General features: G+C 43.4%; 16 protein-coding genes. 12 read left to right on the top strand and 4 right to left on the bottom strand.

All coding sequences use genetic code 11. From position 1 onward, the window contains the following. Positions 1-166 precede the first annotated feature (166 nt). The 8 genes from ACMFL8_RS02660 (at position 167) to ACMFL8_RS02695 (ending at position 13,203) form a co-directional block, all read left to right on the top strand. Complete coding sequence (locus tag ACMFL8_RS02660; RefSeq protein ID WP_264623034.1) at positions 167-298, top strand: hypothetical protein; 132 nt, start codon at positions 167-169, stop codon at positions 296-298. 612 nt (positions 299-910) lie between these two features. After that, the gene (locus ACMFL8_RS02665; protein ID WP_413190023.1) at positions 911-1,399 is read left to right on the top strand and encodes an META domain-containing protein; all 489 of its coding nucleotides are present in this window, start codon (positions 911-913) and stop codon (positions 1,397-1,399) included. A 234-nt stretch (positions 1,400-1,633) separates the two neighbouring features. Further along, positions 1,634-2,650, top strand: coding sequence for a Xaa-Pro aminopeptidase (locus tag ACMFL8_RS02670; protein WP_413190024.1), 1,017 nt, complete (start codon positions 1,634-1,636; stop codon positions 2,648-2,650). A gap of 197 nt (positions 2,651-2,847) precedes the next feature. Then, positions 2,848-3,498: a DUF1449 domain-containing protein gene (locus tag ACMFL8_RS02675; RefSeq protein WP_189586854.1), complete on the top strand. Its 651-nt coding sequence runs from the start codon at positions 2,848-2,850 to the stop codon at positions 3,496-3,498. A 460-nt stretch (positions 3,499-3,958) separates the two neighbouring features. After that, a complete protein-coding gene (locus ACMFL8_RS02680) occupies positions 3,959-6,034 on the top strand; it encodes a flotillin family protein (RefSeq protein WP_194365113.1) in 2,076 nt (691 codons plus the stop codon). Positions 6,035-6,406: 372 nt separating this feature from the next. Next, positions 6,407-12,592: a DNA repair ATPase gene (locus tag ACMFL8_RS02685; protein WP_413190025.1), complete on the top strand. Its 6,186-nt coding sequence runs from the start codon at positions 6,407-6,409 to the stop codon at positions 12,590-12,592. Positions 12,593-12,837: 245 nt separating this feature from the next. Then, positions 12,838-13,008, top strand: a complete 171-nt coding sequence (locus ACMFL8_RS02690) for a DUF2256 domain-containing protein (RefSeq protein WP_010196547.1) — start codon at positions 12,838-12,840, stop codon at positions 13,006-13,008. A gap of 51 nt (positions 13,009-13,059) precedes the next feature. Beyond that, entirely contained in the window at positions 13,060-13,203 is a 144-nt protein-coding gene (locus tag ACMFL8_RS02695) for a DUF2256 domain-containing protein (RefSeq protein WP_413191359.1), read from the top strand. A 358-nt stretch (positions 13,204-13,561) separates the two neighbouring features. On the opposite strand, the gene ACMFL8_RS02700 is transcribed toward ACMFL8_RS02695, so the two are convergent. From ACMFL8_RS02700 to metH, 3 genes are all read right to left on the bottom strand, one after another. After that, positions 13,562-14,389, bottom strand: coding sequence for a hypothetical protein (locus ACMFL8_RS02700; protein WP_413190026.1), 828 nt, complete (start codon positions 14,387-14,389; stop codon positions 13,562-13,564). 572 nt (positions 14,390-14,961) lie between these two features. Continuing rightward, positions 14,962-15,891 (bottom strand): bile acid:sodium symporter family protein, encoded by a 930-nt coding sequence (locus ACMFL8_RS02705; RefSeq protein WP_413190027.1) that lies wholly within the window; start codon positions 15,889-15,891, stop codon positions 14,962-14,964. A gap of 208 nt (positions 15,892-16,099) precedes the next feature. Further along, positions 16,100-19,786, bottom strand: a complete 3,687-nt coding sequence (gene metH / locus ACMFL8_RS02710) for a methionine synthase (RefSeq protein WP_413191360.1) — start codon at positions 19,784-19,786, stop codon at positions 16,100-16,102. Between the two features lie 644 nt (positions 19,787-20,430). On the opposite strand from metH, the gene ACMFL8_RS02715 reads away from it, so the two are divergent. Together ACMFL8_RS02715 and ACMFL8_RS02720 are read left to right on the top strand one after the other, a co-directional pair. Continuing rightward, the gene (locus ACMFL8_RS02715) at positions 20,431-20,985 is read left to right on the top strand and encodes a fasciclin domain-containing protein (RefSeq protein ID WP_189586864.1); all 555 of its coding nucleotides are present in this window, start codon (positions 20,431-20,433) and stop codon (positions 20,983-20,985) included. Between the two features lie 404 nt (positions 20,986-21,389). Continuing rightward, positions 21,390-22,001 (top strand): fasciclin domain-containing protein, encoded by a 612-nt coding sequence (locus ACMFL8_RS02720; RefSeq protein ID WP_010196572.1) that lies wholly within the window; start codon positions 21,390-21,392, stop codon positions 21,999-22,001. A gap of 216 nt (positions 22,002-22,217) precedes the next feature. Here the strand turns inward: ACMFL8_RS02720 and ACMFL8_RS02725 are convergent, their stop codons facing one another. Next, positions 22,218-23,765 carry an alanine/glycine:cation symporter family protein gene (locus ACMFL8_RS02725; protein WP_010196574.1) on the bottom strand — a complete coding sequence of 516 codons (1,548 nt, stop codon included), beginning with the start codon at positions 23,763-23,765 and terminating at the stop codon, positions 22,218-22,220. 1,012 nt (positions 23,766-24,777) lie between these two features. Here ACMFL8_RS02725 and ACMFL8_RS02730 point away from each other — a divergent pair. Both ACMFL8_RS02730 and ACMFL8_RS02735 read left to right on the top strand, forming a co-directional pair. After that, positions 24,778-25,410: a LemA family protein gene (locus ACMFL8_RS02730; RefSeq protein ID WP_240216665.1), complete on the top strand. Its 633-nt coding sequence runs from the start codon at positions 24,778-24,780 to the stop codon at positions 25,408-25,410. Positions 25,411-25,519: 109 nt separating this feature from the next. Next, positions 25,520-26,722: a TPM domain-containing protein gene (locus ACMFL8_RS02735; RefSeq protein ID WP_413190028.1), complete on the top strand. Its 1,203-nt coding sequence runs from the start codon at positions 25,520-25,522 to the stop codon at positions 26,720-26,722. Positions 26,723-26,733: the final 11 nt, after the last annotated feature.

A 26,733-nucleotide genomic window follows, 5' to 3' on the forward strand; every position in this document is an offset into this window, starting at 1 on the left:
TCATTAACATTAATTAACTTACAGTGATGTAAGAGACAAGTATGCTAAAAGTGCAAATAAGTTATGATCATTGGGAGAAGGACAGCCCACTATCTATAGCCTTAGTACAATGATATTTGTACTTTATTTGAACCAAAAGTGTTTTAAAACTATTCTAGGAGCTTATATGAAAAACATGACCAAAGCATTGATGACAGGTATTTTAATGGTGACAGTATTGGTAGGTTGCCAATCTATGTCAAGTATGACGGCACCTGCTACTGATCAGCCAAATATAACTGGTACAGACGTTATCTAAAGTGGTGGCTAATAATTTTACTGAAACCAGATTGATTATTTAAGGTATCAGTAAGCGGCACTAGCAGTCATATGCAGTGCCATATTATAGTTATACGACATCAAAACACCTCACTATTTAGTGGGGTTTTTTTATGTCAGCGCTCACCTGACACCATAGTCAGAGCACTTTTAAACCGCTACGGTGTTACCCGTCCTAGATGTACTCAGTGTACTATCTGTGGTCGGTCGCCTTGTAGCGATTCTAAAATTCCTTGACTATAAGGTGTATCATCATTTTAAGAACACTAACTATATCAATGTGCTAATTGAGGACACGCCCTAGCTGCTTTAGACAAGACATCAGTAAGGTGTTAGCATCGTTAGTGAATAAGGTCAATAGCAAAAATCCGGTCAACTTCGCATTGCAACAAAACCTACTTCAAGTAACCACTCAATTCATAATGACAGCTCATTGTGAGTCATACAAAATATCGCCATTGTTTAAAACAATGAATAAGACAATAAACGAATCATAATAAAACCAAAATTTTCACTAGGTCTGTAAAGGGTGCATTCACTGCAAGATTTATAAGTAGTGAAAATTTTAGGTTCAATAAGACGAGGAACTTATATGAAAAGCATGACTAAAGTAATGATGGTAGCTACCTTGGCCGTTGGTACGCTTGCCGCTGGTTGCCAGACTACCGCGAATCTACCTGCTCCAGTTAGTCAGCCAATCACTGCAGATATCTTACAAGCTCATCATTGGCAGCTTGTTGATGCCAAACGCAGCAATGGTGATAAGGTAACTCAGCTATTTTTTAATCCGGCAAAACCTTTAACTTTGAATTTCATGAATGACAACGGTAGAGATTACGTGGCATTTATGAACACCTGCAACAGCATGAGTGCTGGATATAGCGTTGTCAATGGCAATGTAGAGATCAAAAATGGCATCAGTACTATGATGGCGTGTCCTGAGCCGCAAGCAAGTTTTGATACGGCAACCATGGCAACCGTACAAGGTAAATATAGCATCAATAACAATGCGAATAATGTGCCTATCTTGACTATCCGCAATGACGATCAAGTTGCGTATTTCAAAGCTATTTCTAAATAATTTGATGATTGAGTAAAAATTAGATATTTCGGCTGAATTTAATAATGCCTCACTAGTCAGTGGGGCATTTTTTTATCCAAAATTTAGTCCGGTTTAGGATACACTAGAGTAATGTTTCTGTAATATATTTGATTTTTTTAGAGGGATAGTTTCGACTTTAGGCTCATCACTAGTGGTGCTCACCCTCTAAAACTCTCAACACGTTTATCATTAGGCTTTATTGGACATTACTCTATGCTAAGAACCTCTATGCTAAAAACCTCTATGTCAAAACCCGTTATAAATAGACTGACGATAAAAACGCCCATTGCCATTACGCTGTTTGTACTCCTCACAGGCTGTCAGACATTGAACAGCACATCAGTCAATAAGCCTATTAGTACAGTTGAGACCAATCCGTTGACGGCTCGGATGCCTGCGATCGATCGTCAAGGGCGCATAGCCTACGTGGATGAGCAGGGCACAGGTGCCGCAAAAATATCGACACTGTATAGCATCCGTCCTGATGGTAGCGATCGTCAATTAATTGATCAGCTTAAGGGCTATATCTATGCGCCTGCGTGGTCTGCGGATGGTCAGTGGCTTGCTTATAGCAAACAAGCACCACGTCAAAACCCCAAAATTTATATTTATGATCGTAGCAGCGATACGCGCAATCTAGTGGTAAATGCTGAAGGCAGTAACATGTCAGCGTCATTCTCACCTGATGGTCAAAAACTCCTCTATAGCTCAACCGTCGGCGGCAACGCAGATATTTATGAGATGCGTCTGAACGATGGCAATACCAAACAGTTGACTACACTATCAAGTACTGAGGTACAGCCAAGCTATGCGTCTGATGGCAAAAGCTTTGTCTATACCAGTGATAAAGTCCGTGCTGGACGCCCAAGTATCTATCGCTATGACTTTGCCACTGGCAATGCAATACCTATGCCGACTAGTGGCTATGTCGCGAGTCCTCAACTCAGTGCAGACGGTCAGCAGTTAGCGTATCTCAACGGTCGCAAGGCTGCGGTTATGACATTGGCTACTCGTCAAACCATCGATCTCGCAGAAACAGGACTTGATGAGCCTGCACGGTTATCACCATCTGGACAGTATGCGGTTTATCCAATGCGCAGCTCGCAAGTGAGCAGCCAAGGCACTAGAAATATAGGCAGCCTCGTCATCCGCTCGTTATCTGGCAACACAAGCTACAGTATTAATAGTGACGCTGGCGGGATGGTGCGTTCACCGATTTGGGGACGCTAATGGCGAAATCTATGTATTATAGAGTGAGATGTCTATATAATTAATAAAGAAACATAAGTTGATTCTATAGCTTAAGTTTTCATGAACATCATATAAATTTTATAAATGGTTCATCAAGATTCTGCGTATCAAAATACTATATAAACATGCTTTATATAGAGATACTGGATTAGGTGAGCAAAAGGAGAAAGTACGTAATGCAAGAGTCGTTTTTGATATTCATCACCAAAATCAGCTTGTACCCGACGATAGTCTTTACAGGATTGGTGATGTTTGTGACCTTGTATTGGATGGTTTCTCTACTTGGTATGGCAGATATGGATACGGTAGATATTGGTGATGCAAGTGGCGAGGGTAGTAATTTGACCTCATCAGGATTTGTGTCGGGGCTGCTGCTCAAATTCGGTCTGTATGGCGTGCCACTTATCGTCATTCTTAGCCTAATCAGTTTAATTGGTTGGTTGTTAAGTTACTTCTATACCAGTTTTTTACATCAAAATTTTGACTCAGGCATTTTATATTACCTATTCGGCACCGGAGCGCTAATCTTTGTATTGGTCATCTCCATGTGGCTGACAGGTATCATTATTTCTCCCATCCGCAACAAAATAGCCAAAATACCTAGACGCAATGCCGCTAGCAATATCGGCAAAATTGCGGTTGTGCGTACCCTTAGTGTCACGGACAAACACGGCGAAGTAGAATTGAATGATGGCGGTGCAGGATTGATACTCAAAATTCGCTCAGACATCAATGATGGCTCGCTGAAACAAGGTGATCGAGTGATGTTGGTGGAGTATTTAGAGGCAGCCAATACCTATCGTGTAACCCCTGTAAAAGATAAATAACCACTATAGTCACTCCACTATAAAAGTGTTACTGCGTTAACCTCGCTTGAAGTATTTGATATACATCTACACTCGGTTGCCTTGTACTACTTTTAAATTGAATCGACTATATAAATAATTTAGCCACTAGTAAGTAATTTAGTCACGATGATTCGCCATCGTTATTTTCAGCACATCATTATCGCTATTAGCACAGAATAAGTTCACAGAATGAACAGGGATTTAGCCAGAGGTTTTAGAAGAATCTCTGGTTTAGGCATAATATTTTTAGCAATGATTTAAAAGGTTTTAAATTTGGTGATAGTCGGTTCAGAATAATGCAGATATAAGAATGGTGCGTGACAGGGCTACAAAGCACACGTGCTATAAAAGGTGCTATAAACAGTAAATTTAACAAACCTGATAGCGTATCTGATTTATATAGAATTGATTATGGAATGTTTTAATTAAAGGAATGGATATGGACACACTCATTATCGTCGGCGTGGTTGTAGTGCTGGCGTTTGTTTTTATGATGGTCGCACTACTGATGCTCAAGGCCTTTTATTTTAAGGTCGAGCAGGGCAAAGCACTTATTATCAACGGTGTGAGTAAAATTGCCGTACGTTTTGATGGTGGTTTTGTTTGGCCGGTTATCAATAAAAAAGAATTGATGCGCATATCGCTCATCACGTTGGAAGTGGACAGACGCGGTAAAGAAGGTTTGATTTGCGCAGACAACATGCGTGCTGATATCACCGTGGCATTTTATTTACGCGTTAATGAAACCGAAGAAGATGTGCTAAAAGTCGCCAAATCGGTTGGGGTTGAAAGAGCCTCAGATAAAGTCGCTGTCAACGAGCTGTTTAATGCTAAGTTCTCTGAAGCGCTAAAAACGGTTGGTAAGCAGATTGATTTCGTCAAACTGTTTGAAAACCGCAGCGAGTTTCGTGACAGTATCGTTCAAGAAATTGGTAACGATCTGAATGGCTATGTCTTAGAAGATGTGGCGATTGATTACTTAGAGCAAACGCCAAAAGCGTCATTAGATTCAAGTAATATTTTAGATGCTGAAGGTATCAAAAAGATTACTCAATTAACAGCCTTTCAGAACGTCATCACCAACGAGCTTGAGCGTGACGAAGAGCTGGCCGTTAAGAAAAAGAATGTCGAAACCAGAGAGGCGATGCTAGAGCTTGAGCGTCAGCAAGCCGATGCCGAAGCCAAACAGCAACGTGAAATCTCGTCAGTAATTGCACGCGAAACGGCTGAAACTCGCAAGATTGAAGAAGAAGAGCGTAAAAAGTCTGAAACGGCCGTTATCTCGGTTGAGCAGGATTTGGCCATTCAGCGTGAGAATCAGCAGCGTGAAATCGAAGTAGCAGGTCAAAATCGTCTGCGTGCAGTCGTCATCGAAGAAGAAAAAGTGACGCGTGCTCGTGATTTAGAAATTGTCTCTCGTGAGCGTGAAGTTGATCTGCAACGTATCGAAGCTGAACGTGCGATTGAGCTTGAGAAAAAAGAAATCGCCAACGTCATTCGTGAACGTATCGCAGTAGATAAAACGGTCGCGCAAGAAGAAGAGCGTATCAAAGAAGTTCGCGAAATTAGCGAAGCCGAGCGTTCTAAGCAAACACGCGTCCTAGCAGCAGAAGCCGATGCAGAAGAAATCAAAGTACGTCAGGTAAAAAAAGCCGAAGCAGAAGAGCTATCTGCCAAGCACAAAGCCGTCGAAATCACCACATTGGCTGCTGCTAATCTTGAAGCATCTGCTAAAGATTCAGAAGCCAAAATTAAGATGGCCGAAGGTACCAAAGCAGAAGAGTCAGCACATGGCTTCGCTGAAGCAGCTATCCAAGAAGTCAAAGCGGCTTCTTTGGAAAAAGAAGGCATTGCGAAAGCCAATATTATTAGAGCGACTGGACAAGCTGAAGCGCAATCAGATCGTGAAAAAGGTATGGCAGATGCTGAGGTTATCGCCGCTCGTGGCGAGTCTAAGGCAAAAGCTGAGCGTGATATCGGTATGGTCGATGCAGAAATCATCGCCGCTCGCGGTGAATCTACCGCCAGAGCTGAGCGTGAAAAAGGCATGGCAGATGCTCAAGTCATCGCGGCTCGCGGTGAGTCAAATGCCAAAGCAGAACGTGAAGTTGGATTGGCAAAAGCCGAAGTTACTCGCGCACATTTCCAAGCCGAAGCAGATGGTCTGGTCGAGAAATTCAATGCCATGGGTAGCATGAGCAAAGAGGCACGTGAGCACGAAGAGTTCCGCATGAGCCTTGAGACGGCCTTGCAAGAAGCGCTTGCTTCTATTGACGCTGGTAAAGAGATTGCGAAAGAAAATGCTGAAGTATTGGCAGTTGCGTTACAGAAAGCCAAAATCGATATTGTTGGCGGCGAAGCGCATTTCTTTGACAACTTTGCTAAGTCACTGTCTATCGGTAAAGCCATCGATGGCCTAGCGGGCAAGTCAGACACATTGAGCGGTATCATCAATGGTGTGATGGCCAGTCAAGCCATGAAATCAAACCAAAAAAATGATGATAAAGCGGTTTAATGCTATATCAGGTCAAATTGACGGATATTTATATATCCAGAATTAGTAAGCAACATTAATATCAATAAATCATCTGTCGTTTAGGCGGCAGATTTTTTTGGCTAACTCAGGGTGATTCAGAATAACGAATCATGATGAGTTGGTTAATCTAAAAAAATAGCAGTGACCACTTGTTTTTTTAGATTAGCCAAGTGCTTCTTTACTTTCAATGATTCTTTATTGCCCAAAATTCTCTTGTAGTGGATTCAGTTTAAAAGAGATACAAGGCAACCGAGTGCAGATGTAACTGTGATACTTCAAGCGAGGTTAACGCTGTAGCTCTTTTATAAAGGATTGACTATATTATGTAAAAACAGAAACGGACGAGCAAAGATGGCGGACACGCAAAACTCAACAAATTCAGACAGCAACGATAACGCTAATCAAGCCAACCAAACCGATCAGGCAGTTGCTTCAGGCAATGCTTATGAGCTCATCAAAAAACGTCTGACGGAACAAGGCGGTCGTTTAGAGACGCAGACGCAGACGCTAAATAATGCGCGTCTCGAAGAGTTTGGCAGCACTCAAATGCAAGTCATTGCCCGTACCCGTATTCGTACTGAATACAACTGTGTGGCACAAGACATGGTGCAGGTCGGCGATTATTTGCTGTTTGGCTACAACGTTTTTATGGGGCTCAAACGCGCGAGCAACATCAAGGATGTATTATCGTTATATCGTCTGAACGAGCCAGCTGGTAATGAAGAAGAGTATCAGCTCGAAGAAGTCGATTTAAAAGGAACGTTTTTAGATCAAGATGCCTTTGTTCAAGACTTTAATGAGTTGTATCGATATTACAAGCAAACGCGCCTGATTCAAATAACGGTGAAAGACAGCAAATTGCTATTGGCGTTTCAGATTGGCGAGCGCATCACCGATATTCGAGTGTTTCGTTTTGCGCTAGATTTTAGCCAAGGCACACCAGAGTCAGCGCAAGTCGCTTATGTAGACAATCGAGGCGAGCGTGACATTGAACTGCCACCTGCTTATGATTTTGACTGGATTGAGACCACACGCGATCAAATGGTGAATGGCAAATATCCCCATATGAATATCTTAGACACGATATTTGTAGAAACGGTCGGTGGTGATTTGACCATTAAGATTGAGGACAATACGCAGTCGGGGCAAGGTATTTATAGCGAACCGGTCAATGACCGCACCCAGTCGCTGACGGACGCTGAGATTGCTTATGCCAAAGTTGGCAGTCTAATACTGCTCAAAATATTGCCCTATCGTGAAGAGGACTACCGTTATTTTGTTTATAACACCTTGACCGAAGCGGTGCTGCGATTGGATGCGATTGGTCAGTCGTGTGTTCAGCTACCAGAAGACCACGGCATCATGTTTCCGGGTGGTTACTATCTACAGACGGGTGAGTATAAGCTGTTTGAGGCCAATAACGTTGGCGCTACTGACTTACGGTTTAAGCGTAAAATTGTATCGCCGAATGGGGAAGATGTTTTATTCTTATTTTACGACCGAGACTTGGGCGTCACAGGGCTGTTTCCTTATAACTTGATTAAAAAGCAATTGGCAAATCCTATCTATTGTAACGGTATGGCTTTGGCTGAGAATGGCCGTTTGGTACTGTTCAGTGACCAAAGTGAGCCGTCTCGTATTCACCCGATGCAGATATGGCATACGCCTTACGCCTCGCATGAGTATGTCAGTGAGTTGCCAGAGAGCACGAGTTTCTATGGTAAGATTGGCAATAAAGAGCTGGTACGTGGTATCTCAGATCTTTATAGCATTACCCGCCTGATTGACAATCAAAGCGTGTCACAGAAGCTCTATGAAGAGCTTAGCAATAATACCAGTCGTCTCTTTGACAGCTATTACTGGTTGTCTGAGCCTGAGCTGAGCGAAGTCGCCAGTAGTATTAAAGAAGTGACGGCCACGGCTGAACTGGTCATTGACGAGTTCGCTAAAGTACAAAGTATCCAAAAGCAAACCCAAACCGCGTTAGCCGATGCCGATACGCAGCAAAGTGAGATTTTGCGGCAGATACGCGTTACTAGCTTTGAGTCGGCCAGTGATTATGTCGATCAGTTGTCAGCATTAAGACGCCAAAAAGGCCGTTTGGTCAGCTTGGAGGATTTGCGCTATCTAGATGCTGATAAGTTACAAGCATTGCAAAAGCAATTAGAGGAAGCAGAGAGCGAGCTGGCTGAAAAAACGGTATTGTTCTTAAGTGGTGAAGAGGCGCTATCAAGCTACGAAGGCATATTGGTCGATGTCAGTGAGCGCTTAAACACCGCTGAAACCAATGCTGAGCTAAAACCCGTACTAGAAAAAATCGATGAGACAGCGCAAGGGTTAGATCTATTAACCGAGTTGCTAGGGACGCTAGATGTGGCCGATGCCACAGTGCGTACGCAAATCATCGATGACATATCGACCATTTATGCCAGCCTGAATCAGAGTAAAGCCAAACTTAATCATAAACGCAAAAATCTAGGATCTGCTGAGGCCGTAGCGCAATTTGGTGCTCAGTTTAAACTGTTCGGTCAGTCGATTGCCAATGCGTTATCCATTGCCAATACGCCTGAGAAATCAGACGAGCAAATGGCAAAACTATTAGTGCAGCTAGAAGAGTTGGAGAGTCAGTTCGCTGATCCAGAGACCAATAGTGGCGATCAGTTTTTAGCCGACATCATCAGCAAGCGTGAAGAGATTTACGAGACTTTTGAAAACCATAAGCAGCAACTGCTCGATGCTCGCAACCGTAAAGCGCAAAATTTAGGTGATGGTGCGCTGCGAATGCTTGAAAGTATTAAAAAACGTACGCAAAGCACAGGTGTCACCGGCTTTACAGAGGAAGAAGCGTTAAATACGTATTTTGCGGCTGATGGTCTGGTGCAAAAAGTCCGTAATATCGCAAAAGAGCTGCAAGCGATGGGCTTTAGCGTAAAAGCCGATGACATCGACGCCCGTCTAAAAGCCATTCAAATCGAGAGCTATAAGAGTTTAAAAGACAAGTCGGACTTGTTTGAAGATGGTGGCCAAATCATCAAACTGGGTAAGCATCGCTTTTCGGTCAATACTCAGCCATTGGATTTGACCTTATTGAGTCGTCAGCAGTCAGATGGCAAGCGTGTGCTGAATTTGCATCTAACGGGTACCGACTATTATGAAGTGCTTAATAATACTGAGCTAAACGCCTTGCGCCCGTACTGGGACATGAATATTGCTTCCGAGTCTGACAAGGTATATCGCGCCGAGTACTTAGCCTATAGCATTATCGAAAGTGCTAAGAGCAGTCAAGACGGACTAACCGAAGAACGTTTATATCAAGCATACGATGCGACTGTCATTACCCTAGATGTTAATGGCGACATTGATAATGACAGCTCATTGTCTAAACTGGTCAAAGCTTATGCCACCCCTCGCTATCAGCTTGGTTATGACAAAGGCATTCATGACCATGATGCCACGCTATTATTGATGCAAATCCTGCCAACGTTGCGTGAGGCAGGGCTACTGATTTATACCCCGCAAGTACGTGCCTTGGCACAGTTGTTTTATTGGCAACTAAACATCGTACAAGCGCTTGGTTTAGATAGCTTACGCCAGTTCGGTTATGACAAATGGCTGAATGAATCAGTGCTGACACGTGCAAATAACTGGACGGATAGAGCCGCTACCGCCGAGCAACTGCGCCGTGCATTGGGCAGTGATACGGCTAAATCTTTACTGGTCGAGGACATGAGCCAAGTGATGCGTCATTTTGTTATGGCTCATAATGACGACAGTCTTAGCGCTGATAACGGTGCTAGCAAGCATTCAGAACCAGATTCAAATACCAGTGATACTCATAACGCCAACATCTTCAAACCAAGCTACGTTCAGCTTGCCTGTGAGTATCTCGTGAGTGTCATGGGGCAGTCGGCGGAATCGAATGCAGGTGCATATAACACAATAAAATGGCAAACCAGTCAACAAGCACAGCAGTTGTGTGAGCAGCTAAGCCAAACGTTGAATAGCGCTTCAGGTAGCACGCAAAATACCGCCAGTTTTGACCAACTACAATCTTCTATCAGTAAGCTTGGCTTCCAACCCAAATCAGCCTATGAGCTATTAGCCACATGGTTTCATGCACTACTTGATAAGACTTATGGTGGTACGGAGTCGGCTGATGGCACGGATGAGGCAGGCGAGACACTCAGTGAAGAGCAGCTTGCCGAGATTGAAACACAAAACGCGCTACGCAAGCAGCAATTAGAAAGTGGCCGTCATTATGTGCCCGAAGCCATTGCTGTCTTACTTACCCAGTTAAATGATGCTCAGCGTGAAGCCTTGGTGCAACGACTCATTGATTCAGGTGCTAGCTTTGATAAAGGGGCTTTTAATAAAGGGCTAAGTGCTAAAGGATTGGGCAATCAAGGTTTAAACAGTACAGGCGCAAATGCTACGCCATCAGCCTTGTCATTTTCTTCAATCACCTCGTCGGCTACGTCATCGACTACATCATTGACCAGTATTAATAATCCGCTCAATCAAGTGCAGAGCTTTGAACGTAGCACGGGTAAGGTATCGCTTGAGAGTCAGGTTAATAACTTACTGGGTGAGCATGCGCGTATTCATCAGCAGACCTTAACCTTTGCCGTCGATGATTTCTTAAATCGTCTACATCATCATGATACCCAAGTTATCCCTGCCTATAGACGTTATCTGGCCATGCGCTCAGAGATATTGCATGACTCAAAAGAGACGTTGCGACTGGACGAATTTATGCCGCATCCATTGTCCTCGTTTGTACGTAACCGTCTGATTAACGAGAGCTACCTGCCGCTCATCGGTGACAACCTCGCCAAACAGATGGGCACGGTCGGCGAGGATAAGCGTACCGATTTGATGGGTATCCTCATGATGATATCGCCACCAGGGTATGGTAAAACCACCTTGATGGAGTATGTGGCAAACCGTCTCGGACTTATCTTTATGAAGATTAACTGTCCGTCACTCGGTCATGACGTCACCTCATTAGATCCCGAAAAAGCACCTAATGCTACTGCGCGAGAAGAGCTGAATAAAATCAACTTGGCCTTTGAGATGGGCAATAACGTCATGCTGTATCTTGATGATATTCAGCATACGCATGCGGAATTTTTACAGAAGTTTATCTCATTGGGCGATGGCACACGCCGTATCGATGGTGTCTGGCAAGGTAAGACTAAGACTTATGATATGCGTGGCAAAAAGTTCTGCGTGGTCATGGCAGGTAACCCATATACCGAAAGCGGTGAAGCTTTTAAAGTGCCGGACATGCTCGCCAACCGTGCTGATATCTACAACTTAGGCGATATCATGAGTGGCATGGAAGAGGTGTTTGCACTCAGTTATATCGAAAACTCGCTGACCTCTAATACCGTCCTCGCACCAATGGCCAACCGTGACTTAAGCGATGTGCATCGTTTGATTAAAATGGCAAAAACGGACAATGCCAACCTCGCACAAGCACAAAGCAGCGATTTGACGTATCCGTATAGCACCTCAGAAGTTAACGAAATTATCGCCATCTTGCGCCATATGTTTAGGGTGCAAGAAGTCATTCTGGATGTCAACCAAGCCTATATTGCCTCCGCTTCGCAAGATGATAAGTATCGTGTTGAGCCGATATTCAAGCTGCAAGGCAGTTATCGTAATATGAATAAGATGACCGAAAAGCTATCGGCGGTCATGAATGAAAGCGAGCTGAACCAGCTGATAGACGATCATTATCTGGGCGAGTCGCAGCTATTGACCCAAGGCGCAGAGAGTAACTTGCTCAAGCTTGGCGAGATGCGCGGTGTCTTGACCGAAGCAGAAATGCAGCGTTGGGCGCAAATCAAAGCCGACTTTTTACGTAACAAAGCCATGGGCGGTGAAGATGGCGATACGGGCGCACGTATCGTTGCCCAGTTGGTCGACTTGGCCAGTGGCTTCAATGCCATCAGTAGCCAGTTTGAGACATACTTAACGAAAAACGATCCAGAGCAAATCGCTCGCTTACGAGAAGCAGGACAACAAGCGCAACTCGATGCCCAGCTAAACGCTCAATTAGAGTCACAAAAAATCCTCGCCGATAGTGTGGTCAATAATGCCAAAGTTGTCAGCGACAGTATCGATAATGGTTTTGAGAAAAGTGTGAGTCAATTGCTGCAAATATATAAGCACGATCACAATGCTGGAAAGGCAGAAGGTGAGTATCTCAAGCAAAACCAAGACGTGCAAAAAGCACTGATGGTGCAGCTGGTCGATGCCGTTGAACAACTTGCGCAAAAAATGGCGGATAGCCTGTCTAATAGTTTAACTGAGACCCTAGCTAAGAGTGATGAGAATCAATCGGCAGATAGCGATATCCCTGACATCCATCAGCAGACCGCACTGATGGCAACTGCACTCAAGCAAGCGCTAGAGCCATTAACGATGCGTATGGATGAAAAGCTAGCGATTGATACCAGTACCGATCAATCTGGCAAGCTAATCGTTAATAGTCTCAATCGCCTAAATAAAATCTTTGACGACTATGATTAATAGCTGACGATTAACAACTAATGGTTAGTTATTAACGCTTATGAGCAATGCTGATGATTAGCATTTATGAATAGGAATAGCACGTATAAATAGGGCTTATGATTAAGAGACAATGGTAATATAGTCGGCAACAGCTACTTTGGATACAATGATGGCGAGTAAGAGTGCTACAAACAGTATGTGAAGCAAGACTGACACCGTATCCGATGGTAGTGAATCGACTATATCAAACCAATGAGAAAATTATGGCGCACAAAAAAAAGAACGTCCGCAAAAAACTTTGCCCTGTCTGCGAGCGTGAATTTAGCTGGACTAAAAAGTTGGATAAAAATTGGGAGAGCATGGTCTATTGTTCCGACCAATGCCGACGGGTGAAAAAATATGAAGGACTGGATCATCAAAAAGAAGATAAGTAGGCAGTAAACATTAACCATAGATATTAGATATACGGCACAAGAGGGCAGATGATGGCACACAAAAAAGTAAATTTACCGCAAAAAATCTGCCCCGTCTGTCAGCACCCGTTTACGTGGCGTAAGAAGTGGGAGAAGGACTGGGAGCAGGTGATTTATTGTTCAGAGAAGTGTCGGCGGGGGAAGGGTAAAGATTGATTAGTTTAAATCTAAAAATTCAGCCGATCATAGATTGGCTGAATTTTTATTAAATTAATTACTACTAACAATCACACTACTTATCACTGCTACTTTGTACCTTTCAGGCAGTTGCTCATTAATTTTGAGCACAAGTTCATTGGTAAAACTGTGTAAATCATGAATCTAGTAAACCAGCCTTGATATTGGAATTAAAAAATTCACTAATTGTTTTCAATGAGTGCTTACTCTATTCGAGACCGTTATCTAATTTATAGAAGAGTTGATACCAGTCGTTTGTGTATAAACACTCTTGCCTAGAAAGACTAAAACCACTATGACTGCATAGCTTCACAGGCTGTCAGTAGCTGTTACTAGATTAAGGTCTTGAGAATTTAAACATCTCTTCATCGTCTATGACATCGTCTTGGTTATCATCTACTTCAATAGTAAGGGCAGTATTACCTGTCACTCGAGCGTAACGCGTGCGTGGTTCTGATAATCCAGTACCCGCGTTATCATCATAAATTATTGTAGTAGATAGTTGACCAGTAACAGCATTAATAGTGTAGTTTCCCCATTCCATACCATTTTCGGAATTATTGACTGAACCATCCTCATCAACTTGCACCTGGATATAAGTGCCATTTTCTAAGAATGCCAAGCCAAGTAGCTCGTTGTCATCAGCATCATCAAAATCCCAAGGTCCTAAGATACCTTCAGACTTAGTTTCTGAGAAGCGATAACTTTCGTTACTATCAATGATGCCATTTTCGTTCTCATCTACTTTCAGGATAAGCTTACTGTTAGATACTTGAGCATAACGCATGACAGAATCTGATAATCCAGAGGTACCGTTTTTATCAAAGATAGGCGTAGCGGTTAGTTTGCCTTCTGCACTACTGACGCTATAACTGCCTAATTCCATACCATTTCCAGCTTCACTGGTTGACTGGCTACCATCAACTTGGGTCTGTATATAGGTCCCATCATCCATGAATATAATTGTTGATAGTTCTCCATTAGGGGTATCATCGCTACTCCACATCCCAATGATTTCGGTATCTATATTAGGCTGATCGGGTTGTGTGATATCTGGTTGATCAGGTTGCGATGTTGGTGAGTCATCAGAATCGGAGTCGTCCCCACATCCTTGTAAAATGAGAGCAGTTGTAATGGCTAATAGTGTTAGTTTAAATGATTTCATTTTTATCGCTCCTTGATTTAAAAATATAAAATCTTACTCAGCTAAAGATAACTACCTTGAACCTCCTTAATACAATAATTAAAGAAAATATATACGTATGAACGAATATATCAAACATTTTTCAGTTAATCCAATCCAAAAAGTATTTTCTAAATCAGTAAAATGAAAAGGTTGGTTATCAGATAAAAGAGTGTAAAAACGGAAGAGGTCTATTGAAGGTAAATTTATTAGCAAAATAATCGTATTATTGAAGATTTTTTCATTGCGGATACTTTTGATGGAGGAGATTGAACAATAACAGTGTTTATTTTAAAAATAAGAAGATATACATAACGAAATACCGTCTGCTCTACTGCATTTTTACTAAATGAAGTAGAGCAGACGGTATAGCTACATATAGATTTACAGTAATTGACTGCATAATAAAGCACTCAATTACTGCAAATTAAAGAATTCCTCAGTAGTATTCTCTTGACGCATCATAATTTATGTTTTTTATAGTTTTCTGACTGATCACGGCTGATTTTACCCACGTTGAAGTATTCACTATCAAGATACAAGCAATAAAACCACTACTTACTATCTCTTTTCGCAAAAATATTCGCAACCAACGCACCACTAAAATTATGCCATACACTAAATATTGCACTAGGTAAGGCAGCGACAGGGTTGAAATAAGTTGCCGCAAGAGCAGCGCCTAGACCAGAGTTTTGCATGCCCACTTCTATCATAATCGCGCGGCGTTGTTTCTCCGTAAAGCCAAACAAGTGAGCGATTACATATCCCAAGGTATAACCCGTCATATTATGTAAGGCAACCACGATAAATACGATAGCACCACTATCCAAGATGGTCGCTTTAGACACGGCTACCACTGCCGCGATGATAATAGAGATACCCAATACTGATACCATCGGTAATACCTCGGTGACGAACTCGATCTTTTTACCCAAAAATTTATGAAAGATAACACCCAGTAATATGGGCAAGATTACGATTTTTGTAATAGTTATCATCATACTGGCCAAATCGATATCAATCAGCTGCCCCGCAAAAACACTGAGCAGAATAGGAGTCAGAAAAGGTGCAAGCAGGGTAGAGATAGAGGTAATCGCCACACTCAATGCCACATCACCTTTGGCTAAGAACGTAATCACGTTACTAGAAGTACCGCCAGGGCAACAACCAACCAAGATAACACCGACCGCGATTAAAGGATCAAGGTTGAAAATTACTGTTAATAAGTAAGCAATGAGAGGCATGAGCGTGAATTGTGCTAATAGACCAACCAGTACAGGTTTGGGGCGTTTGACAATTTCCAGAAAATCTTCCGTTTTGAGCGTCATGCCCATCCCAAACATAATGATGCCAAGTATGGGAACGATCAAAAAAGCCAACGAGGCAAAAAATTCAGGAAAAATAAATCCCAAAACAGCACTGACCAATGCCCAGATTGCAAAGGTTTTGCCAATCCAACTAGAAAGTAATGCAATCTGATTCATAGCCTATCTCACAAAGATAAAAGTAATAGAATAGACAATAATCTAGCATGGTTATTGTTAGCAAATGATGAAAGTATTTTACTATGAACGTAGCGATAAGTTTGCTGATGGTAAGCAAAATGAAATGCCATAAAAAATGGCTTACCCATATTAAATAAGTAAGCCAAAAAAGTACTATTAGGTTTCTATAAGTTGATTGGTCAATCGACTACAAATTCGGATTCAACCACTTCTCAGCAGTCTTCATATCCCAGCCTTTACGCTCAGCATAGCTCTCTAACTGGTCACGGCTGATTTTACCGACATTGAAGTACTCACTATCAGGATGCGAGTAATAGAATCCGCTGACCGATGACGCAGGCCACATCGCATAGCTTTCAGTTAGCGTTGTACCGATCGCATCTACCGTACCGAGCCAATCAAACAACTTGCCTTTTTCGGTATGCTCAGGACAAGCAGGGTAGCCAGGGGCAGGGCGGATACCGACGTATTTTTCTTTAATCATCTCATCATTGGTGAGTGACTCAGTCGGCTGGTAACCCCAATATTCTTTACGAATGAGCTCATGCAGATGTTCAGCGAATGCTTCAGCTAAGCGGTCAGACAGTGCCTGTACCATAATGGCATTATAGTCATCACCTGCCGCTTTATATTGTTCAGCGAGTACTTCTGTACCGACGATGGAGACGGTAAAGCCGCCCAAGTGATCGGTGTGAGTGTCTGATGGCGAGATAAAGTCCGCCAAGCTAAAGTTCGGCTTGCCGCTTGCTTTGTCGCTTTGCTGACGTAAGTGTTCAAACTGATAGGTTGGTTTGCCGCCATTAGCAGGCGCATTGTCATAGACTGTGACGGTATCGGCACCAGTACGACGCGCTGGCATGAGTTTAAACACGCCTTTGGCCACGAGTGATTTCTCATCGATCATCTTTTGCATCAGCTCATTGGCATTTTCAAATAAATCACGAGCCGCTTCGCCAACCACATCGTCTTGCAATATTTTCGGATACTTACCGACCAGTCCCCAAGAGATAAAGAACGGCGTCCAATCGATATATGGCAGTAGGTTGATAATAGGGTAATCATCCAATATCACTTGGCCTAACTTATTAGGCACTGGTGGCACATAGTTTTCCCAATCGTACTGAAATCCAATCTTGACCGAGTTCGCATAAGAGATCTTGGCCGCTTTTGGCTGACGCTTGGCCAGACGCTCACGTACCTTGACGTACTCTTCGCGTGTCTCATCGATCAGCGCTTGACGATGCTCTTTTGATAATAGCTTGGTGACCACACCAACAGAACGTGAGGCATCAGTGACGTAGATGACACCATCATTTTGATACTGCGGCTCAACCTTGACCGCAGTATGCGCTTTAGAGGTCGTGGCACCGCCAATCATCAATGGTAGCGTCATGCCGCGCTCTTGCATTTGCTTGGCCACGTACACCATTTCATCGAGACTTGGGGTAATCAAACCAGACAGTCCGATGATATCGACTTTTTCTGCAATGGCGGTATCGAGGATTTTTTCACAAGGTACCATCACACCCAAATCAACAATGTCATAGCCATTACAGCCAAGCACCACGCCGACGATGTTTTTGCCGATATCATGTACGTCGCCTTTGACGGTCGCCATCAGAATTTTACCTTTGGTTTCGCCTTCTACTTTTTCGGCTTCGATATACGGGTTTAGCCACGCGACTGACTGCTTCATCACGCGTGCAGATTTGACCACTTGCGGTAGGAACATTTTACCGGCACCAAATAGATCACCGACGATATTCATACCGTCCATGAGTGGGCCTTCGATGACTTCTAGCGGTTTGGGATATTTCTCCCACGCTTCTTTGGTATCGGCTTCGATAAAGGTGGTAATACCTTTTACCAGTGCGTGAGCAATACGCGCTTCGACGGTGCCTTCGCGCCAGCTCATGTCGACCGTGCTTTCTTTTTTCTTGCCACCATCTTGATAGTTTTCGGCAGCTGTCATCAGGCGTTCAGTTGCGTCCTGACCTGTTTCGCCTTGATTGCGGTTGAGCATGACATCTTCGATAGCGTCCCGCGCTTCCTTTGGAATGTCATCGTATAACTCAAGCATGGCTGGGTTGACGATACCCATGGTCAGGCCGTTTGTAATCGCATGAAACAGGAAGACAGAGTTGATGGCTTCACGAATCGGGTTACCACGGAAACTAAACGACACGTTGGATACGCCGCCCGATACCATAGCATTTGGCAAGTTATCTGTAATCCACTTAGTGGCGTTAATAAAGTCTGCACCGTAGTTATTGTGCTCAGTGATACCAGTAGCAACGGCAAAGATGTTCGGGTCAAAGATAATATCTTCAGAAGGGAAACCAACTTCGTTAACCAACACATCATAGCTGCGCTGACAAATCTGGATTTTACGCTCATAAGTGTCGGCCTGACCATCTTCATCAAAGGCCATGACGATAACGGCGGCGCCATAGCGCATACACAGTTTGGCACGCTCGACGAACTCAGCATGACCTTCTTTTAGAGAGATGGAGTTAACGACAGATTTGCCCTGCGTGCGTTTTAGGCCTTCTTCGATGATGTCCCATTTAGAGGAGTCAATCATGAGCGGTACACGGCTGATGTCTGGCTCGCCAGAAACTAGATTGACGAAATGAATCATCGCCTGCTTGGAGTCGAGCATGCCCTCATCCATGTTGATATCGACGATTTGCGCGCCACCTTCTACCTGATCACGCGCAACATCGAGCGCTTCGGTGTAGGCTTCCGTTTTGATCAAGCGCAAAAACTTTTTAGAGCCTGTCACGTTGGTACGCTCACCCACGTTGACGAACAAACTGTCTGCTGTGATGGTAAATGGCTCAAGCCCAGACAAGCGGCAGGCAGGAGCGATTTCAGGAATCACGCGCGGCGCATAGTTTTTCACCATGTTAGCGATTTGGCGAATGTGTTCTGGTGTCGTACCACAACAGCCGCCCACGATATTTAAGATGCCCGCTTTGGCAAAGCCTTCTAGCAGCGCAGTGGTTTCATCAGCCGTTTCATCATATTCACCAAACTCATTGGGTAGACCCGCGTTTGGATGCGCTGACACATAAGTATTGGCGATATTAGATAACGTTTGAATGTGTGGACGTAGCGCATCAGCACCAAGCGCGCAGTTGAAGCCAACTGACAGGGGTTTTGCATGACGAATTGAGTTATAAAATGCTTCGGCCGTTTGACCTGATAAGGTACGACCTGAGGCATCAGTAATCGTACCCGAAATCATAATCGGTAATTCAAAACCGATGTCATCAAACACGCCAGTAATGGCAAATATCGCCGCTTTTGCATTGAGCGTATCAAAAATTGTCTCAATCAATATAAGATCAACACCACCCTCTATCAAGCACAAGGTCGCCTCACGATAGTTCAGCACTAGCTCATCAAAGGTAATATTACGAAAGGCTGGATCATTGACATCTGGTGATAGCGAGCAAGTACGTGAGGTAGGGCCCACGACACCAGCGACGAAACGAGGCTTGTCAGGTGTCTTGGCAGTGAACGCATCTGCTGCACTGCGGGCAAGTTGAGCTGCCGTCTTATTTAGCTCAGGTACCAAATACTCCATGTCGTAGTCGGCCATGGATAGACGCGTACCGTTGAAGCTATTGGTCTCGATGATATCCGCACCAGCAGTCAAATGATCGTTATGGATGTCTATAATCATTTGTGGTTGCGAGAGTACGAGCAAATCATTATTGCCGCGCACGTCTTGGTCTATATCCGCAAAGCGCTCACCACGATAATCCGCTTCTTCTAATTTATAGGTTTGAATCTGCGTACCCATTGCGCCGTCTAACATCAAAATTCGTGACGCCATTTGCTCGGTGATACGGGCACGTGCGGTCAGTTGTTGTTTCTTGTAAGGAAACACGGCAGGTGGCGTGAGGATGAAATCATCAGCAGATTGCGCTGAGCTAGAGGTGGCGTCATGTTGAGAAGTAATCGTTTGAGTCATAGGAGCGCTGCTTATATCGTCAATGTCATAAAAGGAAGGAATAACAGATAGGGTGCAAAATTTTATAAAAGGAATAGGCAAATCCGCATTATTTTAGCATGAAAATAATATCCCACGCGGGATAGTGCTTATTCCTCTTTGGCAATATGGCAAATACAAAATCTGCTTTTTGAGCCATCAAGTTTGGAGTTTATTGCATAAAATAAATAGGCACAAATGACTATCATTTCGTTTAAAGATTACATAAAGCTTTGTTTTTAAGGTTAAAACCTATCAAGACTATTAAAAGTCCGACAGAACTTACATGCCTACGACAAAAAGTAGCGTAAAAGTGAATTCATAAGGCTTTTCTATATGTTAATTTAATTTCAGAAGAATTGGCTGTTGGTAAGAAAAACTTACAAGCAAGTGTTCATTGTTATTACTATTTGGTAAATATTATCAATAGCGCAATCAACACATTCTAAAGCCAATTATCTACTTTGTAAGTCAGTAATACAATAATCAAGAATGATTCAATCATGAAGGGATATATTATGAAAATTACTAAAATTGCTACTATCGGTACACTTGCTCTTTCAATCGCAGGCCTAAGCGCTTGTAATAATATGATGCCAAGCAAAAGCGCGGATATGAAAGCGCCAATGCACAGCCAATCTATGGCAAAAATGAACGTTGTACAAGTGGCTCAAAGCAATCCTGATTTTTCAGTGTTAGTAGAAGCAGTACAAGCAGCAGGTCTAGCAGGCATGTTGTCTGATCCTAATGCTCATTACACCGTATTTGCACCGACCAATGCTGCCTTTATGCAAGCATTACAAGAAACAGGTATGACCAAAGCGCAGTTGTTCGCCAACAAGCCTTTGTTAACTAAGGTATTAGGTTATCACGTCGTGAGTGGTGATATGGCCATGTACGCTAAAGACGTTAAGCCTGGTAATGTCATGACAGCCAGCAAAGATACCTTGATGGTAACTAAAGAAGGTAAGTTGATGGATGAAAATGGCCGCACAGCTAACATCTTGAAAACTGACATCGCTGCCAACAATGGTGTGGTACACGTGATCGATAAAGTATTGTTACCTAAATAAGAATAATTAAAACCTGATATCTCTATTTTCTATGAGGTAGAGATTGAACCAATAACAGCCGTTATCTGTATGAGTCAATAATCAGATAATGGCGTTTTTAGATATATGGCATGTCAAATAGTGCTACTTCAAAATAGCGTATTAGCAGTTATATCGCCAATACGCCATATCTAGAATAAAAGTCAACAACAGCGTACACGTGATTGATACAGTGTTGCTACCTAAGTAAGTACCAATTAAAAATTAAACCGTTAGAATTATAGTTATCGATATAGCGAATTTGATATCAGGACTGGATAATAAGTAGTCGGTACTGTCTGCAAGATATCAGTCACTTTTATCTTTATTCAAAATGAATATTTTTTAATCACATTATTTAATTAATTATTTACAAGGAAATACCTATGTTAAAGAAAAACTTACTATCTATCGCCGTAGTTACAGCCGCCATGTCACTAGCCGCTTGTAGTGACAAAGAAGCCGCTACTGATCCAGTTGAGCCTGAAGTTACCACCGAAGAAATGGCAGTTGAGCCAGTTGCTGAAGCTGATCCAATGGTTGAAGCAGAGCCTATGGCTGAAATGGACATGGAAGCTACACAGACTATCGCTGAAATAGCGGCAGGCAATGAGAACCTAACTATCCTTACAGCAGCGCTTCAAGCAGCTGGTCTTGATACTATGTTGATGGAAGATACCAAATACACGGTATTTGCCCCAACTGACGATGCTTTTGCTCCAGTACTAGAGAAGCTAGGCGTGACTAAAGAAGAGTTATTGGCTAACACTGATTTACTTAAGAAAGTACTTCCTTACCATGTAGTACCTATGGAAGTTAAAGCTGCTGATATCCCTTACGCTACTGATATCAAAACCGCTAACGGCGCAACGATTTCTATTAGCGATGCTAACGTCATTACAGATGCTACTGGTGGAACGGCTAACATCACTGGTACTGACATCATGGCAACCAATGGTGTGGTACACACTATCGATGCGGTATTAATGCCTGAGTAATTTTTTACAGACTACTGGTCATGACTTATCAGTAGTTGACGTATAGATAATACTGAAAGAGCCTAGCCATTGAGCTGGGCTTTTTTGTGCCAATATATTTATCTTGGTATTTTTTACGACGATCTATAAGAATATCGGCACAAAAAAGCCCGAGACAATAGTCTCGGGCTTTTTATACGCAATGAGTAGGATGTAGCAGTACCAAACTAAAGAATATTATACGTTGTCTTTACGTAGTGGATCTGCGTTCATTCTTTTTTGTTCAGCTAGATGACGCTCTTCCCAATACGGTGCGTTTTTGATACCAAATTTGGCAGGATCAAAACTATAGCGTTTCACGCCAGCTTTACGCTGAGCTTCATAATCTTTTAGCATAGTCAGTGTTGGACGAGCCACAATGAAGATGACCAAGATACCAACAATATTGAGCCAAGCCATGAGACCAACACCAATATCACCAATAGCCCAGATATAACCAGCTGAATTCAAGCCACCGTAGGCAACCATCACCATGATTAGAATTTTGACTAAGAATAGACCAGTTTTATTGGCACCGCGACCGAGGAAGCGAGTCAAGTAAGCCACGTTTACTTCAGCGATGTAGTAGTAAGCCAAAATCGTAGTAAAGGCAAAGAAGAATACTGCGATGGCAATAAAGGTATTACCATAGGTGCCATAGACAGATTCCATTGCCATTTGCGTAAAGGCAGGTGAGTTAATCTCAACACCAGCTGCAACATTCTGTACGATGAACTGACCATCTGGAAGCGTACCTTGAATGTTATACATGCCTGTAGATAAAATCATAAAGGCGGTAGCAGAACAGACTAGCAACGTATCGACATATACTGAGAATGCCTGTACTAAACCTTGCTGTGATGGATGCTCAACTTCAGCAGCAGCAGCAGCGTGAGGGCCAGTACCTTGTCCAGCTTCGTTAGAGTAAATACCACGTTTTACACCCCAACCAATAGCAGCACCGAAACCTGCTTGTGCAGTGAATGCATCACCAATGATCATACCAAATACATCTGGGATCAAGCTGACGTTAGAGAACATAATAATTAAGGCTAAAACGATATAACCTAGTGCCATAAAAGGTACAGCAAACTCGGTAAAAGTTGCAATACGCTTAATACCACCAAAGATGATGATACCTAGAACGACTAGAATGATACCTAGTGCCACTAAACGCATAGAGCCAACTTCTAGGCCTCCGACGTTCATGATAGTACCTTCACCCATCACCTGTGCGAATGCACTGATAACACCGTTTGCCTGTACGCCTGGTAAGAACATACCGCAAGCTAAGATAGAAGCGATGGCGAAGAGAATACCGTACCATTTTTGACCAAGGGCACGCTCAAAGTAATAAGCAGGGCCACCGCGATATTCGCCGGTAATCACATCTTTTTCTTTGTAGATCTGTGCAAGGGTAGACTCGACGTAGGCAGTAGATGCCCCTAAGAAGGCCACAACCCACATCCAAAATACTGCACCTGGACCACCGAAGCCGATAGCAGCAGCTACCCCAGCGATGTTACCCATACCCACGCGTCCTGCGAGTGAGACGGCAAGTGCCTGAAATGATGAAATACCTTGTGCGCTAGATTTACCGGTGAATAGTAATTTGATCATTTCACCGAATAGACGTACTTGTACGAAGCGCGTCATAATGGAATAAAACAGACCCGCACCCAGACACAGATAGATCAGTGCAGGGCTCCAGATAATTCCGTTTACTAAATTGACTAAACCTTCCATATGTATATTCCTAATACTGTCTCAAAGTGGCTATTAATACTAATACCGGCGTCAACCAATTGCTCTAGTGGCTCACTTAGTTTGCCTGCATAGACTTACACATCTCGTTAAGTCTTATATGTACTTAGCCACTCAGAATGGACTGTAGTTGTCTGTATTTATCCGCTTGGCCTATTCGCAACACTGACCATGTGTATACCGCTCATCAGAGTCAATTTCAAAATGAGCTGCAGTTGCAATCCTTTGCTGTCTTCATTATGCGGTACATCCAGTCATTACGTCATCGACGCAATAGCTGTTATAAATGGACCAGCGGATAAAACAGGCGGTTATATAATTAAATACTTATCAGTAAAGTGATAGCATTCAACTTGCTATGAGTCGTATCGATTGGCTACACTGGTAAAAGCTTGTCGATTTGTAAGTTGAGGCTTTGGCGATCCCTGAACAGAGTCAACCAGACGTTCGTAATCCTCTAATACTAAACAAACGATAAGTCCACTACCAAATGTATTCAAACCGTACGGCTACGTAACTGCAATTTGCCATATTTTTGGCACAATTACTAGAAATTTCTTTAAGAGTAGTAGGATATCTCGATGTTTGAGACGACAGACCCCACAATAAATAGCGATGAAACAAAGGAGTTTTGTAACTGCTACATTATTGTTTTACCCGCAGTCCGGAGCGAAATGGTTTATTAGTCAACATAATTAGGCTTTTGGATAAATATAACCATAGTGTAAGCAAGTATAAATGCCAATATAATTAGGCGTGGCGGTTGTGTTTTGGTAACGATGAATTGTAAAAAGTGGGTTATATCGCCATTATTGGCAGAATGTCTTGTAGGCTATAAAATGTAACCGTTACTGACGACTATCATTCTATTGAATAAAGTAGCAGTTGATGGACTGGATAATAGACGTACAGGATGGTTGAACAAGTGGTTATATCAGCTGTAAAAAACGTGTTACTAGGTATTTGTTATTTAACATTATTAGGAGAGACAACGATGACGCGTAAATCCATTGTAAAACCCATGTTGCTATCAGCAGTATTAGCGACTTCTACCGTTGGTTTGACGGGTTGTGGTTATAACAATCTGCAAGCACAAGATGAGCAGGTAACGGCTTCGTGGTCAGAAGTAGTCAACCAATACCAACGCCGCTCAGACCTAGTGCCAAACTTGGTCAAAGTCGTACAGCAATACGCAGAGCAAGAGCAAGAGGTGTTTACCCAAGTTGCTGAAGCGCGCTCACGTGCTGGTGGTATCACCGTGACCCCTGAGGTGCTCAACGACCCTGAAGCGATGGAGCGTTATGCGGCTGCGCAAGAGCAGATGACTGGCGCTTTATCGCGTCTAATGGCTGTCTCTGAGCGCTATCCTGATCTAAAGTCAGATGCCTTGTTCCAAGATTTGCAAGCACAGCTAGAAGGCACGGAAAACCGTATCGCCGTTGCTCGTAACCGCTATATTCAAGAAGTACAAAGCTATAATACGACGGTGCGTCAATTCCCAACCAATATCACTGCCAAAGTATTTGGTCTAGATACCAAGCCAAACTTTACAGTAGCCAACGAAGAAGCCATTTCAACAGCACCCAGTGTTGACTTTGGCGACGACGATGCAGCAGCTGCTCAGTAAAGTACGATGCATAATAAGGCTTGATGCTTAAAAGATAAACGAAGCTCATAGTTATTGCAGTATTCGCCATTCATTCAGCACAGACGTCATTTGAGGTGGTATAGATTAGATGAATCATTCAAAAGCAATCTTATCAGTATTACTATTCACACTGAGCATCAGTAGTGCGCCAGTGCTGTATGCGGCACCTAATGATACGGCAGTGGCTACCGATAGTGGCTCAAACAGCCCCTCGAATCTGCAAAACCGCAGTGTCGAGGATCTGGTAGCCATTGCCAAAGCAGGCGAGTCCAACGAAGCCATAAATGATGCGGTATTGGGTAACGAGGCAATTAACGAAGCCATACTGGGCAACGATGCGATCAACCCTAATGCGGCTGACAGTGACACGGCTAATAGTGAAAATCCAGCAACACGAGCGCCTGCTAAGCCAGCTGTTCAATCAAATGCTGAAAGTGTCGATGCGGACAAGCTCATATTAAACAGCCCTGTTATTGACCAAGCCAATATTTTAAACCCGCAAGAAAAGCAGCGCTTAGAGGCGCAGCTCAGAAGTATCTATCAACAAGGTTTGGCGCAGGCAGCTGTCGTCATTGTGCCGACTACCAATGGTTTGCCCATCTTTGACTATGCTTTGCAGGTTGCAGAGAAATGGCAGTTGGGTGATAAAGATATCGATGATGGTTTGCTGATTGTCGTCGCAGTCAATGACCGTGATATGTATGTCCTAACGGGTTATGGGCTAGAGGGTGTGTTACCAGATGCTGCGGTCAACCGTATTATTCGTGAAGACATCACACCATTGTTTAAGCAAGACAACTATGGCGCAGGGATACTAGCAGGTGTCGAGGCATTCAAAACGCGGCTGACTGCTGATCCTGACGTATTGGCCCGTGCCGATGCTCAAGCTGCGGAGCGTAATGTCCAACAAGGCTCAGATGAGCTACCGTCACCTATTTTCTTATTTATTATGGCAATGATATTTGGTAGTTTTATTACCAACATTTTAGGCCGAGTATTTGGTTCTATTATTACCGCAGGTGGTTTTTTTGCTGGCTCGCTGGCACTGGGCGGCGGGTTCTTCATGACATTGATTATGGCGATATTTATATGGCTGTTTTTGATCTCACGCGGCGGCGGTGGTGGCAAAGGTGGCGGCGGTAAAGGTGGCAGACGACGCGGCGGTATGATTTTCTTACCCGGTATGGGTGGCGGAAGTGGTGGCGGCTTTGGCGGTGGTGGTTTCGGAGGCGGCGGCTTTGGTGGCGGCGGTGGTGGATTTGGCGGTGGCGGTGCTGGTGGCTCATGGTAAGTAACTATTAA

The organism is Psychrobacter sp. AT9 (assembly GCF_047272965.1).
In the GTDB taxonomy this organism is placed as follows: Bacteria; Pseudomonadota; Gammaproteobacteria; order Pseudomonadales; family Moraxellaceae; genus Psychrobacter; species Psychrobacter glaciei.